Origin of the sequence: Frondihabitans sp. VKM Ac-2883, assembly GCF_015350875.1 — a bacterium.
Classification (GTDB): domain Bacteria; phylum Actinomycetota; class Actinomycetes; order Actinomycetales; family Microbacteriaceae; genus Frondihabitans.
Map to the genome: position 1 here is coordinate 638017 of NZ_JADKSF010000001.1, position 14503 is coordinate 652519.

General features: G+C 63.0%; 15 protein-coding genes. 8 read left to right on the top strand and 7 right to left on the bottom strand.

Features of this window, described 5'->3' with window-relative positions; translation table 11 throughout:
* Positions 1 to 66: 66 nt before the first annotated feature.
* The 6 genes from ITJ49_RS03250 to dnaB all read left to right on the top strand — a co-directional run bounded on the left by ITJ49_RS03250 (position 67) and on the right by dnaB (position 5330).
* Positions 67 to 1491: a CCA tRNA nucleotidyltransferase gene (locus ITJ49_RS03250; RefSeq protein WP_194601236.1), complete on the top strand. Its 1425-nt coding sequence runs from the start codon at positions 67 to 69 to the stop codon at positions 1489 to 1491.
* 126 nt (positions 1492 to 1617) lie between these two features.
* The gene (gene rpsF, locus ITJ49_RS03255; protein WP_194601238.1) at positions 1618 to 2007 is read left to right on the top strand and encodes a 30S ribosomal protein S6; all 390 of its coding nucleotides are present in this window, start codon (positions 1618 to 1620) and stop codon (positions 2005 to 2007) included.
* A 2-nt stretch (positions 2008 to 2009) separates the two neighbouring features.
* The gene (locus ITJ49_RS03260; protein ID WP_123940088.1) at positions 2010 to 2582 is read left to right on the top strand and encodes a single-stranded DNA-binding protein; all 573 of its coding nucleotides are present in this window, start codon (positions 2010 to 2012) and stop codon (positions 2580 to 2582) included.
* A gap of 43 nt (positions 2583 to 2625) precedes the next feature.
* Positions 2626 to 2886, top strand: a complete 261-nt coding sequence (rpsR, locus tag ITJ49_RS03265; RefSeq protein ID WP_055964231.1) for a 30S ribosomal protein S18 — start codon at positions 2626 to 2628, stop codon at positions 2884 to 2886.
* 18 nt (positions 2887 to 2904) lie between these two features.
* Complete coding sequence (gene rplI / locus ITJ49_RS03270; RefSeq protein WP_055964228.1) at positions 2905 to 3357, top strand: 50S ribosomal protein L9; 453 nt, start codon at positions 2905 to 2907, stop codon at positions 3355 to 3357.
* Positions 3358 to 3920: 563 nt separating this feature from the next.
* Positions 3921 to 5330, top strand: coding sequence for a replicative DNA helicase (dnaB, locus tag ITJ49_RS03275; protein WP_055964225.1), 1410 nt, complete (start codon positions 3921 to 3923; stop codon positions 5328 to 5330).
* 321 nt (positions 5331 to 5651) lie between these two features.
* Here the strand turns inward: dnaB and ITJ49_RS18045 are convergent, their stop codons facing one another.
* From ITJ49_RS18045 to ITJ49_RS03300, 5 genes are all read right to left on the bottom strand, one after another.
* The gene (locus ITJ49_RS18045) at positions 5652 to 5906 is read right to left on the bottom strand and encodes a HEPN domain-containing protein (protein ID WP_194601240.1); all 255 of its coding nucleotides are present in this window, start codon (positions 5904 to 5906) and stop codon (positions 5652 to 5654) included.
* A gap of 176 nt (positions 5907 to 6082) precedes the next feature.
* Positions 6083 to 6535 (bottom strand): hypothetical protein, encoded by a 453-nt coding sequence (locus tag ITJ49_RS03285; protein WP_194601243.1) that lies wholly within the window; start codon positions 6533 to 6535, stop codon positions 6083 to 6085.
* Positions 6536 to 6556: 21 nt separating this feature from the next.
* On the bottom strand, positions 6557 to 6889 hold the full coding sequence (locus ITJ49_RS03290; protein WP_194601246.1) for a hypothetical protein: 333 nt from the start codon (positions 6887 to 6889) through the stop codon (positions 6557 to 6559).
* Between the two features lie 2 nt (positions 6890 to 6891).
* On the bottom strand, positions 6892 to 9318 hold the full coding sequence (locus ITJ49_RS03295; protein ID WP_194601249.1) for a S8 family peptidase: 2427 nt from the start codon (positions 9316 to 9318) through the stop codon (positions 6892 to 6894).
* 61 nt (positions 9319 to 9379) lie between these two features.
* Positions 9380 to 10348 (bottom strand): ATP-binding protein, encoded by a 969-nt coding sequence (locus ITJ49_RS03300; protein ID WP_194601251.1) that lies wholly within the window; start codon positions 10346 to 10348, stop codon positions 9380 to 9382.
* Between the two features lie 143 nt (positions 10349 to 10491).
* Between ITJ49_RS03300 and ITJ49_RS18050 the strand changes: the two genes are divergently transcribed.
* Together ITJ49_RS18050 and ITJ49_RS03310 are read left to right on the top strand one after the other, a co-directional pair.
* Positions 10492 to 10716, top strand: a complete 225-nt coding sequence (locus tag ITJ49_RS18050; protein ID WP_370544352.1) for a helix-turn-helix domain-containing protein — start codon at positions 10492 to 10494, stop codon at positions 10714 to 10716.
* A gap of 284 nt (positions 10717 to 11000) precedes the next feature.
* On the top strand, positions 11001 to 11480 hold the full coding sequence (locus tag ITJ49_RS03310; RefSeq protein ID WP_194601255.1) for a hypothetical protein: 480 nt from the start codon (positions 11001 to 11003) through the stop codon (positions 11478 to 11480).
* A gap of 211 nt (positions 11481 to 11691) precedes the next feature.
* Here the strand turns inward: ITJ49_RS03310 and ITJ49_RS03315 are convergent, their stop codons facing one another.
* Together ITJ49_RS03315 and ITJ49_RS03320 are read right to left on the bottom strand one after the other, a co-directional pair.
* Entirely contained in the window at positions 11692 to 11880 is a 189-nt protein-coding gene (locus ITJ49_RS03315; protein WP_194601257.1) for a hypothetical protein, read from the bottom strand.
* 101 nt (positions 11881 to 11981) lie between these two features.
* Entirely contained in the window at positions 11982 to 14483 is a 2502-nt protein-coding gene (locus tag ITJ49_RS03320) for a P-loop NTPase fold protein (protein ID WP_194601259.1), read from the bottom strand.
* Positions 14484 to 14503: the final 20 nt, after the last annotated feature.

The window sequence follows — 14503 nt, forward strand, 5'->3', positions numbered from 1 at the left end:
AGGCACGAGTCTAGAGAAAGACTCCAAGGAACCCTGGGCGCCGTGCCTATGGCAAGCTTGGTCGTCATGGATTCCGTCGCGGAAGCACTCGAACGACTCGGCCAGCTCGCCGAGACGAGCCGTGTCGACCGCCTCGCTCGGGCCTTCCACAAGGCCGGTCACGAGTTGGCCCTAGTCGGCGGACCGGTGCGCGACGCCTTTCTCGGCCGCCGGGTCAACGACCTCGACTTCACCACCTCCGCGACCCCCGACGAGATCCTCGCGATCGTCGTGCCGATCGCCGAGGCCCACTGGGATGTCGGTCGCGCTTTCGGCACCATCGCCGCCCGCATCGAGGGCGAGACCGTCGAGATCACGACCTACCGCAGCGACGTCTACGACGGCGAGACGCGCAAGCCCGAGGTCGAGTTCGGCGACACCCTCGAGGGTGACCTGATCCGCCGCGACTTCACCGTCAACTCGATGGCGCTGCGCCTGCCCGAGCGGGTGCTGGTCGACCCCTCCGGCGGCGTCGAGCACCTCCTCGCACGAACCCTCGAGACCCCGGGCACCGCCGTCGACTCGTTCCGCGACGATCCCCTGCGCATGATGCGCGCGGCCCGCTTCACCTCGCAGCTCGGGTTCACCGTCTCCCCCGCCGTGCTCGCGGCGATGACCGACCGTGCCTCGACCCTGTCGATCGTGTCGATCGAGCGGGTCAACGACGAGCTGTCGAAGCTCCTCAAGACGAAGGATCCCGTGCCCGGCGTCCGACTGCTCGTCGAATCGGGCATAGCCGACCTCGTTCTCCCCGAACTCCCCGCGATGATCCTCGAGCGCGATGAGCACCACCACCACAAAGACGTCTTCGAGCACAGCCTGACGGTGCTGACCCAGGCGATCGGCTACGAGGCCGAGCGCCACCCGGGCGACGCCCCCGACCTCACCCTCCGGCTCGCGGCCCTGCTGCACGACTGTGGCAAGCCGGCCACCCGCCGCCTCGAGCCGGGCGGAGTCGTCACCTTCCACCACCACGACGTCGTCGGGGCGAAGCTCGCCAAAAAGCGCCTGAAGGCGCTCCGCTTCGACAACGACACGATCGCGGCCGTCTACCGGCTGATCGAGCTGCACCTCCGCTTCTTCGGCTACACCGAGGGCGCCTGGACCGACTCGGCCGTGCGCCGCTACGTGCGTGACGCCGGCGACCAGCTCGAACGTCTGCACATGCTGACCCGCGCCGACGTCACCACGCGCAACCGCCGCAAGGCCGACCGCCTCGGCTTCGCCTACGACGACCTCGAGACGCGCATCGCCGAGCTGCGGGAGCAGGAGGAGCTCGACTCCCTCCGCCCCGACCTCGACGGCGTGCAGATCCAAGAGATCCTCGGCATCAAGCCGTCGCGCGAGGTCGGCGAGGCGTACCGCTATCTCCTCGAGCTGCGCACGGAGGAGGGTCCGCTCGGCGCCGAAGAGGCCACGAGGCGGTTGCTCACCTGGTGGTCAGAGCGCTGACCCGGTAGGCTGTCAAGGTTGCTTACGGTGGCCGCGGATCCTTCGCGCCTTGCCTGAGCAGCTATGCAACTACCCTCCTGCCACAGAAATACTGTGGCCGTTAAGTCCGAAGGAGGTGGGTTAGACATGCATCAGTACGAATTGATGGTGATCCTTGACCCCGAGATCGACGAGCGCACTGTCGCTCCGAGCTTGGACAAGTTCCTCAACGTCATCCGCAACGACGGTGGATCGATCGACAACATCGACATCTGGGGCCGTCGTCGCCTGGCCTACGAGATCGCGAAGAAGACCGAGGGCATCTACGCCGTCGTCAACCTGACCGCGAACCCCAACGCCACCAAAGAGCTCGACCGTCAGCTCGGTCTCTCCGAGGCCGTTCTGCGCACCAAGGTCCTCCGCGCTGAAGAAGGCATCGAGATGGTCGCCAAGGCCAAGAAGCTCGCCGACGAGAAGGCCGCCCGCAAGGCTGCCGCTCCCGCCAAGGCGCCCGCCGCAGCTACGGCTGCCGAGTAGTCATGGCCGGCGAAACCGTCATCACCGTCGTGGGCAACCTGACTTCCGACCCCGAGCTGCGCTACACGCAGAACGGTCTCGCAGTCGCGAACTTCACGATCGCGTCGACCCCTCGCACGTTCGACCGCGCGTCGAACGAGTGGAAGGACGGCGAGGCGCTCTTCTTGCGTGCCAGTGTGTGGCGCGAGTTCGCCGAGCACGTCGCCTCCTCGCTGACGAAGGGCTCCCGCGTCATGGCGCAGGGTCGCCTGAAGCAGCGCTCGTACGAGACCAAAGAGGGCGAAAAGCGCACCTCGATGGAGCTCGAGATCGACGAGATCGGCCCCTCGCTCCGCTACGCCACCGCTCAGGTGACTCGTGCCTCGTCGTCTCGCGACGGCGCCGGCGGCGGGTCGTTCGGCGGAGGTCGTCCGCAGGGCCAGGGTGCAGTCGGCGGAGGCCAGCAGGCCCCGGCCGGCGAGCCGTGGGGTCAGCCCGCGGGTGCCGGTGCGTCACAGGGCGGCAACACGTCGTCCGGTGATGTCTGGAACACCCCCGGCGGTGGCGGCACCTACAACGACGAGACGCCTTTCTAGGCCCTCGATCCTCTTCACTTCTTAAGACTGAAAGCAGAACACAATGGCTGGAAAGAGCAGCGGCGACCGCCGCAAGCCCCTCCGCGGAAAGGGCGGCAAGAACGCCGCTCCCGCGAAGGCGATCCGCGTCGGCGTCATCGACTACAAAGATGTCGCGACCCTTCGCAAGTTCATCTCCGAGCGCGGAAAAATCCGTGCCCGTCGCATCACCGGCGTCTCCGTCCAGGAGCAGCGCCTCATCGCCCGTGCCGTGAAGAACGCCCGTGAAATGGCGCTCCTCCCCTACGCCGGCTCCGGCCGCTGATCCGCTAGGGAGTAGCGAATGTCCAAGGTAATCCTCATCCACGAGGTCTCCGGCCTCGGTTCGGCCGGCGATGTCGTCGACGTCAAGAACGGTTACGCCCGCAACTACCTCGTGCCCCAGGGCTTCGGCGTCGTGTGGACCCGTGGCGGCGAGAAGCAGGTCGAGCAGATCAAGTCGGCCCGCGCCTCGCGCGAGCTCAAGACGATCGAGGAGGCGAAAGACATGAAGGCCCGCCTCGAGGCCGTCAAGATCACGCTTCCTGTCAAAACCGGTACCGGCGGGCGCCTCTTCGGCTCCGTCAAGCCGGCTGACGTCGCCAACGCCGTCTCGGCGCAGGGCGTCGGCACGATCGACAAGCGCAAGGTCGAGATCCCCAACGCCATCAAGCTGACCGGTGAGCACGAAGCCACCATCCGTCTGCGTGAAGACGTTGTCGCCACGATCGCCCTTCTGGTCGTCGCAGCGAAGTAGCACCTCCTCTGCGCCTCGCAGAGACCCAGTAGCGGCAGACACTCCGGTGTCTGCCGCTACTGGCGTTTAAGGGCCCTGCCACCCGGTCTGATCGACGGGTACAGACGTGCTGGAGCTACCCCCGCAGGGGACAGGCTGTCAAGTGTTTTGTGCACAGGGGCGTCTTGTTTCCGCAACCTTCAACCCCGCATTCACACAACTTTGCGCACAGCCTCTGTGGAAACAAAAACCCCTGGTCAGGATCCTAAATGGTCACCAATATTCTTTTCTCTCCACAGGTCTGTCCACAGTTCTCCCCAGGTTGCCCCGGCGTTTCTCCCACATTTTCCACAGAGTTATCCACAGGGGCATTTGGTCTCGCGGGGGCCAAGTCTCTATGGTGTGACAGCGCCCCTCAGCGGGCCAGCGATCATCGCCCGACACGATGGCTCAGGGGTGTTTTCTGCCTGTGATCTCGGGCAGTTCTGCCGTGCCCGGCGGCGTGGTCGTCGTGCTCTTCGGCTGTGGTGTCGGAGGGTGGCGGTAGAACGGATTTTGTTACTCAACGTTTGCAGGAGGCCCCCGTGTCGATAGCCCATCTTGGTCTCGCGCCCAACGCTTCCGGCGACGGTCGAGGCGACAAGCCGGGTTACGACGGCGGCAACGGGGGCGGCTACGACCGCCGCACTCCCCCGCACGACCTCCTCGCCGAGCAGAGCACCATCGGCGGCATGCTGCTGTCGAAAGACGCCACCGCCGACGTGATCGAGACCGTGCGCTCGGCCGACTTCTACCTGCCGAAGCACGAGGTCATCTTCAACGCGCTGCTCGGGCTGTACTCGCACGGCGAGCCGACCGACGTAATCGCGGTCACCGACGAGCTCACCAAGGCCGGCGAGCTCAGCCGCGCCGGCGGGGCCGAATACCTGCACACGCTCACCGGCCTTGTGCCGACTGCGGCGAACGCCGGGTACTACGCGTCGATCGTCGCCGAGAAGGCCGTGCTGCGCCGCCTCGTGGAGGCCGGCACGCGCATCGTGCAGATGGGCTACGCCAGCGAGGGTGAGGTCATCGACCTCGTCAACAACGCGCAGGCCGAGGTCTACAACGTCGCCGGCGGCGTGCAGACCGAAGACTATGTGCCGCTCACCGACGCCGTCACGGTCGCCATCGACGAGATCGAGGCCGCCAAGGGCCGCGACGGGCAGATGACGGGCGTGCCGACCGGCTTCGCCCAGCTCGACGCGCTCACCAACGGCCTGCACCCCGGCCAGCTGATCATCGTCGCTGCGCGCCCCGCCCTCGGTAAGTCGACGCTCGCCCTCGACCTGTGCCGTGCCGCGTCGATCAAGTACGACCAGCCCTCCGTCTTCTTCTCGCTCGAGATGGGGCGCTCTGAGATCGCCATGCGCCTGCTCTCGGCCGAGTCGAGCGTGCCCCTACAGAACATGCGCAAGGGCACCGTCGACGCCCGCGACTGGACGACCATCGCCCAGACCCGCGGCCGCATCAACGACGCCCCCTTCTACATCGACGACTCCCCCAACATGACGCTCGTCGAGATCCGCGCCAAGTGCCGTCGCCTCAAGCAGCAGGTCGGCCTCAAGCTGGTCGTGATCGACTACCTCCAGCTGATGACGTCCGGCAAGAAGGTCGAGAGCCGCCAGCAAGAGGTCTCGGAGTTCTCGCGTGCCCTCAAGCTGATGGCGAAAGAGCTGCAGGTGCCCGTCATCGCCCTCTCGCAGCTCAACCGTGGCCCCGAGCAGCGCGCCGACAAGAAGCCCGCGATCAGCGACCTCCGCGAGTCGGGCTCGCTCGAGCAAGACGCCGACATGGTCATCCTGCTCCACCGCGAGTCGGCCTACGAGAAAGACAACCCGCGCCAGGGCGAGGCCGACTTCATCGTCGCCAAGCACCGCAACGGCCCGACCGACACCATCACCGTGGCCTTCCACGGCATGTTCTCGCGGTTTGTGGATATGCCTAGCGCTTAGTTTGTGAACTGTGGGGCGCCGGCAGAACGTGTCTGTAAGCCGCAGAACTTGTCTCTTGAGGCTTGAGGCGACAAGATGTGCGGCCAATGATGTCGAGAATCACTATTCGCTTCCAATAGCGGGTCTGATTTTGCATCGTTTTCCAATAGGAGTTGATCCCATCTACGTCGTCCGTCCGCAGGCGACCGTGGCCTCGATCATCGACGGCTCGACCGTCGCGCGGCATCGCCGCTCGACATGCGGCTGCCCAAGTTTTTGATCGGCTGTCGGACGCAGAGCCTTGCGCCTTAGTTTTCGGCGAACGCGGTCATAGATGAGTATTTATCGTGACCCGACCAGGGAGCGTGACTTCGACCTAGTAGGCCCAGTTCCCTGGATGAAGCCTTCAACGGCGAGTTGTTCGACGTAGTTTTCCCAGGCCGTGTGAAGCAGCACAACTGCTGATCGCAGGAGAGGGCCCGCTTCGTTGTCGGTCGTCTCCGAGCTGTCATTGGCATTCGGGTAGAACGCGAGCAGCCTTCGAACGTCCTCCATGAGCGAAGCAAGCGTCGTTGAGTATGCCCGTGAGTCGCCCATCCTGAGACCTTATTTGGCGCCGAGGCTAACAGGCGTAAACCGGACCATCCGGCGCGCCAGGCTCCCGCAAAACACACCGCCGCCTCGCGGTTGAGCGAAGCCCACCTGCGTTGCGTCTGATCGGCCGGAGACATGTTGCCTCGGCGGCTAGGGACCACGATCGAGATCTTTTTGGCCTATTTCCCGGGTAGGTGGGGAGCCAAGAGGAGGAGACCAGTGGCAGCGAAAAGTGCAACGACTGCGATCGCGGCGCTGATGAGCGACAGCCGGAGGCAGACGTAGGCGGTAATGAGTTCCTTCGTCTCCCACGCTCTCAGGGCGCCTGCCTTGAGTGCTTTGACGCGGACTGGCCATCCGAAAGACGCCCTCATGGCTGCTATGAGTGAAACGACGACTGAGACGGCTAGCACCGCCAGGACGATCAAAGTCCAGGTTCGTGCTACATCGACCAGCACGTCTAACCGCTTCGAACCGCCCGTGGCTGTGAGGACCGCGAGGACGACGCTGGAGATGGCAGTACCGTTGCGCCACTTCTCCGCAACTGCTCTCATGCGCGGCAACTGCTCTCGCTTAAGCACTTCCAGCCGTTCTTTCTCCTCCACAAGTTCCATGCTCGCGCGACGCGTCATGGGCGCTCTCTCCTTGGCCATTCAGATCACTTCGACTTCCTGAAGCCACGACCGCCCACATCCGCGGACGCCGACGGGATGGCCTTTGTGGTCATAGTCGCATGCACAAGTCATCAGAACGTCGGTAAAAAGGTCATCTTTCTTGCCCTGTCCCTGGACAGCTCCGAGTTCGGCCACGATGATGTCGATCTCGTGGTCTTGCAGAGATTGGCCATTGCAGAAGGGGCAGGGGCCGGTCGAGCTGAGGATCTGGAGCGGTTTCTTCCCGGAAAGCTTTCCCGAGTGCTCGACCTGCTTCGGCGGGGCGGGGGTGTCCTTCTTGTACGGAATTTTGATGTGCTTCAGCTGGCTCACCGTCATCGTCCCCGAACTCGCCCGCGGTTCCGGAGCGTCAACTCGTCCAGTCTGGCGACTGCTGCGGCATGCAGGTCCAGATCGACTCGATCCTCGTCCACGATCTCAATGGCGACGGCCACGGACTGGGACTCATACTTGTCCTGTTGGGCCTTCGTCCACGGACTGCGAACATGCGTCAGAACGAGATAATAGTTCTCGTCGTCGGGCTCCCAACCGCCGGCGGGATTCGTGAACTCGCGCACGGTGACTGTTGACGATTTCATTGAGGTGAGCGTGGGCGTCAACGTCGGCCGGTCGTGGCCTGTCGGCTTCGGCTCGCGTCGCAGGGTCTTGTTCGCGGTGATCTCAGCTTCGGTGGGCTGAGCCGACCAAATGGTTTCTACTTCTTCAAGGGTCTTGTTGCGGACGAATTCCATGTCGACATGTCCGGCGATGTAGTCGCGACGGCTTCGCTCAACCGGCGGGTCAAAGGCCAACGACACTCGGAAGGTGCGGTGGCTTGACCCAGCCCCGAATTCCCTCGGAATTGGTAGTTCGAGAATGCTGACAGCACCGGTCGGGATCACGGTGTCCAAAACGAAAATAGCCCGGTTTCCCTCGCTTTCCAGCACAGCATCAACGTCCGGCTGCCCGTACGCGCTGACGATCGCAGAACTTGCGGCCCCCTTCAGAACCGGCGTCGGCTTTGCGGACAGACACAACAGCGCCCGAAGAAGGTTCGCAGAGGCGGTGGGGTAGCGGGAGGCGATGCGAGCCAGTTCATGGGCGACCCAAGGCGCGGCAAGGCTTGTTCCCGTACTGATCCCGAACGGCCGGCTCAATCCAGGCGCGGTCAGCACGACGATGCCGGTACCGGACTCATCGGGCAACACGTTGCCAGTCGAGGTATCGTGCACGAAGTTACCTCCCGGACCGACGAGTTCCGGTTTGAATCTCGTTGCGCCACTGCCTCCAGGCACAGGACCGGTACGGGTAAAGGGGGAGGCGTGCATCGCGGCCGCAATGGCTTGTCCGGAGGGCGTGCGGGAAACGTCCACGCCGCCGTCGTGCGCGACGCTGCCGACAGTCAGGGCGAGAGCGGCAGTGCCTGGTTCGGACACTCGTGCATCGGCGGACTTGAGGTAGGCCGGGTAGTGCTTTGCCCATTCGAGAGGTGTGACATCGTCCAGGTTGCCGGCTGCCGTGACGACCGCGAGTCCTAGTTCCCTCGCGCACTCATCGACCGTTGCCGAGACATCGGACGGCAAGGCTCCGCTATCCGCCACATCGCGTCCCAGGGCAAGAACCACGACCGTCACGCCCTTGCTTCGCAGCCACGTCATCGCGTCGCGGAGGTCGCGTTTGAGATCGCCCGCGGCGACGGCTTTACCGGACGTCGACCCCTCTAGGACGCGAGCGGCGTAGATCGGGTGGGGAGTCGGGGCGATCTCCTGCCGGAGAATCGGTCCGAGATCACCATATGCAGCGATCCCGGCTACCTGAGTTCCATGCGAGGTGCGGGCGTTGAAGGAGTGGTTTGCGGGGAACGCCGCGGACTCGATCACGACCCCTTCGAGCCACGGGTTCGACGTCACTACAAGGTCGTCGATGACCCCAATGGGCGCACCTCCGACGACGGGGGCTGCGTTAGGTTCAGGCCCGTCGTCAAGATCGGCGGCTCGCGTTCGGACCGCCAGCGGGTTCCGGACACGTTCCACTAGCGGGTGGTCCAGGAGGAGAGCCAGCGTAGGCCCGTCAACGAATGCGCGGACGGCGAGCGTATCGGGCCGCTCGTCCACGGAGAGCACTCGGACCCGGTCGTCTCGGGAGCTGGTTTCGCCAATTAGCGCCGTGATCTCGGCGAGCCTCGCTTCCGATTCACGCTTCACCCCGGTCTCGGCGATGGAAGTCGGCCAGAGGACCGCCTCGACGATGGCCGTTTCGCCATCCTCTGGAACCAGGAGGTCCGACGCGGTCCGATCCGACCTGGAGTACGGCTCTATCCCGTCGATGTTCACGAGGGCCGCGAGGAGATTCTTGGTCTCGGTTTGGTAGTTGTCAGGGTCGGCGGAAAAGGCAACGCTGAGATCCCGTAAACGAGTGCGAGCCGCGTCGTTGGATAGGACGTAGAAATCCCTGTCCCCGTTCGTCCCTACGGGGATCATGTCAATTTTTCGGAAGGGGCCAGCTGAGAAGGCGGCCTTGCCCGTGAATTTCAGGACGATACGCCCGAGGTCAGTCGCATCGAGCGGTGCCGGCTCGCTGCTCTCCTCTTCGGGCGGCAAACCCTGAAACAGGCCGGGATATTCGCTTTCGAGCCCAGCCAGGATGCCCCGCAGGTTAGTCGCCCGCGCGACGTAGTTGATGACGGGAGCCTCCGTCGGGCCGCCGATTCGGCGCTTAGTCGCGAGGGAAACCGGTGGGTTGAGCCCGATGTGATCTGCCATACCCGAAGCCTAGGAGGCCGCGTTCAGAAACAAAACAGGTTGGTTCACCCATTTCTGGGGCCTACTGCCAGCGGCGGGAGATGGTCTCGAGGCTCGCAGCATCGAGATCCTGTAGCTCGATCTCTGCGCTGCCTCGCAGGAGCGCGCGCCGTCGGGCCGCATTCGCCATGAAATCGCCGGCAGCATGCGGGAGGCCTGCAAGCTCCGTTGCGTAGGAGGAAGCCAGGTGTCGAGAACGTTTCGGGAGCGAACGTTCAATGACTCGTTGCATCTCTGTCACGGTAGGCAACGGCAGTTCGGCAACAATATCGAACCTTCGCCACAGGGCGGCGTCGAGGATGTTCGGGTGATTTGTCGCAGCAACGATCAGGCTGCTGCCGGAGTAGTTGTCGATCTGCTGCAGGACCGCATTCACGACGCGTCGAAGCTCTCCATGATCGCTCGGGTCATCTCGAAGCTTTCCAATGCTGTCGAACTCATCGAGGAACAAGACGAACGCCCCTGAGGACGCGTACTCGAATAAGCGCGCCAGGTTGGCGGCGGTCTCGCCCAAGTAGCTCGAAATGAGGCCCTCGACTCGCACCGTGACCAACGGCCGCCCCAGTTCCGAAGCCAGAACTGCCGCGAGGGATGTCTTTCCATTGCCGGGGGGCCCGTAGAGCAGAACGCGATTGCGGCGCGTGATGCCTGCTTCATCGAGCCGCGGCCATTGGCGGACTTCGTCAAGCAATTCGGTCACGATGCGGACGGTTCCGGGACCAAGGATCAAGTCGGATAGTCGCCGGTCCTCGCGCGAGATGCGAGCGAGAGGAAGAGCGCTATCTCGGTCGACGGGGGGCTCGGGCAGAACGGGGCCGTCTGTCACGAAGCTCGCGCCATTGCTAGCGAGTAAATGCTGAAGCTCTTTGGCCAGGACCGTGTGCCGCTTCATTTCCTCTTCACGGATGATCTCCTGCGCGGCTCGCCGGAATTTTAGATCGTCACGCTCGCCATAAGCGGCGATCAAATCGCGAAGGTGTCGGCCAGCCATAGTTGGAGTCTAGCACTAGGGAAGTATTTGCGTTACTTCTTTGGTACCTTAGCGACGTGCCAAATCGTGGAAAACGGGAAGATAGCCCCAATCTTGAGCGCTCTGAGGCGCTAGCGCGTCTTATTCAGAATCGACGCAAGAATGTGCAAAAGATTTCACAACTGGAGTTGGCGCGTCGAGCGGGTGTGAGCGTTGGGACGGTCCGGCAGATTGAGAAGAACGTCGTAAAGGAGCCAGGACTGTTCACCATCATCGACATTGCGGTTGCGCTGCGACTTGACCTCAGCGAGATGATGACGACGAAGACGGGTCCCCTGCGTGCCCGGACAATCCGGAAGAAAGACGACCAGGGCACTTCGAAGGGGTAGTGCGTGGTGGCGTGAGAACTCGTGGCATTCCCCCGTCAGCCGCTGCGGCCCTTTCTGGTACGGACGGAATGCCGGGTTGGTAGCGCCATGTCGACCATTCGTGCCGGTTGGGCGAAATCCGGGTGCTCTTGATGTTTTTCCGCCACTACAGGGTCAGCTAGGGAACTGCAGGTGGGCAACGAGGTGGAGCTGATCCGCGCGTCCTTCTGACAACCGCGTTTGGGGGTGCGGCTCGGAAGCCTCTTACCTTTACGTTTGCAAAGTGAAGACGCCCACCGTTTTTTATGGTCCTCTCTTTCGTCCTGGCTCTTGTCCCCCTTGACCTCGGAGCTTTCCTCGAAAGGCACGGCAGTGTTGATGAGGCCACCGGGCCATACGCCATTTCGGCCTCTCTGGTTGTGGCCGGCGTCGCGATCGCAACCGCGTGGCCGACCCGGTCGACCGTGGACAGGGTGGCTGTCTTCGGATCCATGATCCTTGTGTGTTTGACGTCACTCATAGCGGCGTACTTCGGCCTGACTGGGTGGGGATGGGGCATCGTCGTTTTAGTCGGCGGCGTAGCCCTGACGCTGGCGACACTGTGGTCGCGTAAATCGGCCCAAGCCGAATACGACGATCGGGTGGAAGCCCTCGAGGCAAAGCGTGACGAGCAAGGACGCACTATTCGAAAGCAGGCTGACGAGATAGAGATCCTCAAGGCCGGCGCTCGAACGTCCCCGACGCCCTCGGCTCTCGGCGCGCTCCCGAGCGACGGCGCGAAGTGAACTGAATAGGCAGCGTAGTTCGACCAGTTACCGTTCCGCGACGACGGCCGTGGGCGACGAGGGTCGCTTCGAGAGGGCTCGGTAGGCCTCAGTACACGAGTTACTGGATGCAACGAAAGGGCGTTTAGCCCTCAGGTTCACCGTCGGATCGCTCCCTGCGACGTACTCGGCCGACGTAGCAGGGGCCGGCTGCCAGCCGCAGGCAGCTCGTCTAGATGAAAATTCCGCTGGGGCGCCGCGCAAGTTCGAGGATGCGTTCCGTCTTCGAGGAAAGCCCGGTGGTCTCGACATCGATGACGGCATAGGCGGGAGTCTGGAGGCGCGGCTGCCGGGGTGGAGTCGTTGCTCGCTGCGTTGGTGTCTCGCGGTGCCGTCCGAAGAGAAAATCGAATACCCCCATGGCGCTGCTCCTTTCCGTGCTTCCTAGGTGAACCTAGGGCCCCGGAGTACCTTGCGAACAGCCCTCGAGCCAAAGGCCCCGCGCGCCAGAAGCACGCGGAATTACGCCTCCCGGTAGCGTGCGGTGTCCGCGCCGGCGTCAGGCAGAAGAAACCCTGTGTGCTCGAAATTATCGAGGTACTCGCGGATGGCATCGCGTACGGTGATGCGCAAGCTTTGGGCCGTGGCCGGTCGGGCGTGCTCCGGGTGGTCGTCGAACAAGGCCGGTACATGCACCGCGATGTCTTCCGCCGACTTAGCGTTTTCTTCCGCCAAGCGTGCGTGCCCGTAGATTTGGGCCATCTCATCGACGCGGGCGCCCCGCTCGCTGATGTCTGGGGGGAGCCCCCATACGGGAATACTCAGGGTGGCTGCGTCCTCAAACTCCCATCTTCCGGAGTCGACCTGGTGACGAGCGAACTCAGCGCTTCGTTGCCAGTCGATGTCCCGAAGTTGATAGAACCGGGTCCTGTCGTTCCAGTTCTCCACCGTCGGAGCGTCTCGATCTAGCAGCTCGTCGTGGATCACGGTGAACGCCTGTTCCTTAAGGCGCTCGAGTTCGGGTGCCACTGTGTCAAGGAGTTCCGGGGGCAACATCGATGTGCCGATCTCGCTCAGCAAGTCATTCCACTGGTCAGGGTGGTTTTTGGTCTGCACGAACAGCGCTTCGCGCGTGGGCTCATCCATCTGGTAGAAGACTTGGAGCGCAATGGATCGTGCCCGGGTTTGCGAGATCCTGTCGGTCAGGGTTGGGTCAGGTGACCAGAGGGCGAGTCGGAGGAATTCGAGTACGGCAACCCAGGCAATCGCACCGTCGCCAAGCGACGACGAGATCATCGCCAGCACGGCCGACTCGTCCTGCTCGAGCAATGCGGTGAGTTTTTTGGACTGCAGGAGTTCTTGACCGCTGATCTGCAAGGTTCGGAGTTCGCCGATAATTCTCATGTCAGGGAGCTGTCCAGGCGGGAGATCGGCCCAAATGAACCTGTCAAAGTAACCCTGCGAGCCGATCCCTCGACGACGTTCACTCTCGCTCTGGGACGTCGCACCCAGTACAAAGCGGCCAGCGTCCTTTTCTACAAAGGGGAAAAGGGCTAGGAGAAGGTTCTCGAGAGATTCGGCGAGCGGTCCTTGATAGCCCAGGTTCTTGATCTCGGAGGCGACGTCGAGTTTTGGGCTATCCCGGCCACGAGCTGTATTTAGAAAGCCTCCAACCAGTTCGCTTTTGTGGTCGACGACATAAGTCCAGACCGTGGGCGCGACGACCCGAATCCACACGCAGAGCACCCAGTCGGAGTAATCAATCTCTTCTCTGAGTTGCACGGGGAGGCGCTTGACCGCGTCGACAAAGCGGTTGCCTACTCGGGCCGTCGAAAGGTGCCTCGCCAGCGAATAGCTCAAGAGCGCTTCGAGTCGGTCTCGGTTGGGTTTGAGGTAGGTGAATCTCTGCTCCTGCGGATAACGGAGGAGAGGCTCAATCACGCGAGCTTGCACCTGGTCCGATGTCAGGGGAGGCACCTCGAGGCGCTGCTCGATCATTTTTTCCAGGTAGGCGCGTGCCCGTACGGGGTCGTCGGCGCCGAGGGTTGTATCGGCTAGGAGCTTTAGGACCGTGTCTTCGTCGAACGAGAGAACGTAGTGAAGGTTTGGGACGTTGCCTAGGAGGCGGACGAGTTTGAACAGCATGAGAAGTTCGTCGCTCGTGAGTCGGTCGACGTCATCCACGAGGACACACACGGGGCCCGACTTGCGCAGCGCGGCGGTAAGGAGTTGCTGGATGGATTGCGCTGATTGATCAGGGCGAAGAGCGCCTGCCGCAGTGTCGACGGCCGCCGTTAGATCGACAGGCCCCAATTTCGACGATGGTCCGATGACTTTGAGCATCGTTGCCAGATGCGCTCGGACTCGTCTGTTTCGCAGCTGGCGCAGGAGCAGTTGGGCGAAACCGGTGAAGAGCGCGTCCTGATCCGAATACAACCAGGGGTTGAAGCGGACCGTTCGAAGCGGCGAGCTACCTTGAGCGGGGAACTCGAGGTCTGTCGCAGCTTTGTCGAGCACCCACGTTTTTCCAGAGCCCCAAGGACCCACCAGCGCAACAACGCTACTCGTGTCCGAATTACCAAATGCTCTCTCTCGAATCGCGCTCACCAGTGCGGGGGCAATGTTCTCTCTCCCGAGAGTGTCTTTCGCTCCGAAAAGCTCGGTGCCGACCAGGATCTCTTTGCCGCCGTCGCGGAGGCCAGGAAACTGGCGCAGAACTTTTTCCCGGACAGCAGATTTGCGCGCCGGGACGCGTAATCGTACGTCCGCCCGAATTGCTGCTTGGAGGAGATTGGGTGCCAGTTCCGCGCGAAGTCGGGAGCCTGCGCCGCTTCGACGTCTAGCCGAGACGTGGTGTCCAAAGATCCAAGCCTTTTTGCGGCTCGATCTACCGACAAGGGCGGCCTTCCTGTCGGAACTCATGTAAACGGTCCAGCGCGGGCGCGCCCAAATCGCGAGCCATGACAGCGCCAGGGTGAGAGCCAGAAGCATCATGCCTTCGGCGAAGGAGATAGCAGCTGACAAAGCCAGCTTCGACTCCGCGG

Excerpts from the sequence above, each read along its gene's own strand:
- ITJ49_RS03250 (WP_194601236.1), top strand. The coding sequence starts at position 67 with ATGGATTCCGTCGCGGAAGCACTCGAACGACTCGGCCAGCTCGCCGAG.
- rpsF (WP_194601238.1), top strand. The coding sequence starts at position 1,618 with ATGCATCAGTACGAATTGATGGTGATCCTTGACCCCGAGATCGACGAG.
- ITJ49_RS03260 (WP_123940088.1), top strand. The coding sequence starts at position 2,010 with ATGGCCGGCGAAACCGTCATCACCGTCGTGGGCAACCTGACTTCCGAC.
- rpsR (WP_055964231.1), top strand. The coding sequence starts at position 2,626 with ATGGCTGGAAAGAGCAGCGGCGACCGCCGCAAGCCCCTCCGCGGAAAG.
- rplI (WP_055964228.1), top strand. The coding sequence starts at position 2,905 with ATGTCCAAGGTAATCCTCATCCACGAGGTCTCCGGCCTCGGTTCGGCC.
- ITJ49_RS18045 (WP_194601240.1), bottom strand. The coding sequence starts at position 5,906 with ATGGGCGACTCACGGGCATACTCAACGACGCTTGCTTCGCTCATGGAG.
- ITJ49_RS03285 (WP_194601243.1), bottom strand. The coding sequence starts at position 6,535 with ATGACGCGTCGCGCGAGCATGGAACTTGTGGAGGAGAAAGAACGGCTG.
- ITJ49_RS03295 (WP_194601249.1), bottom strand. The coding sequence starts at position 9,318 with ATGGCAGATCACATCGGGCTCAACCCACCGGTTTCCCTCGCGACTAAG.
- ITJ49_RS03300 (WP_194601251.1), bottom strand. The coding sequence starts at position 10,348 with ATGGCTGGCCGACACCTTCGCGATTTGATCGCCGCTTATGGCGAGCGT.
- ITJ49_RS03310 (WP_194601255.1), top strand. The coding sequence starts at position 11,001 with ATGGTCCTCTCTTTCGTCCTGGCTCTTGTCCCCCTTGACCTCGGAGCT.
- ITJ49_RS03315 (WP_194601257.1), bottom strand. The coding sequence starts at position 11,880 with ATGGGGGTATTCGATTTTCTCTTCGGACGGCACCGCGAGACACCAACG.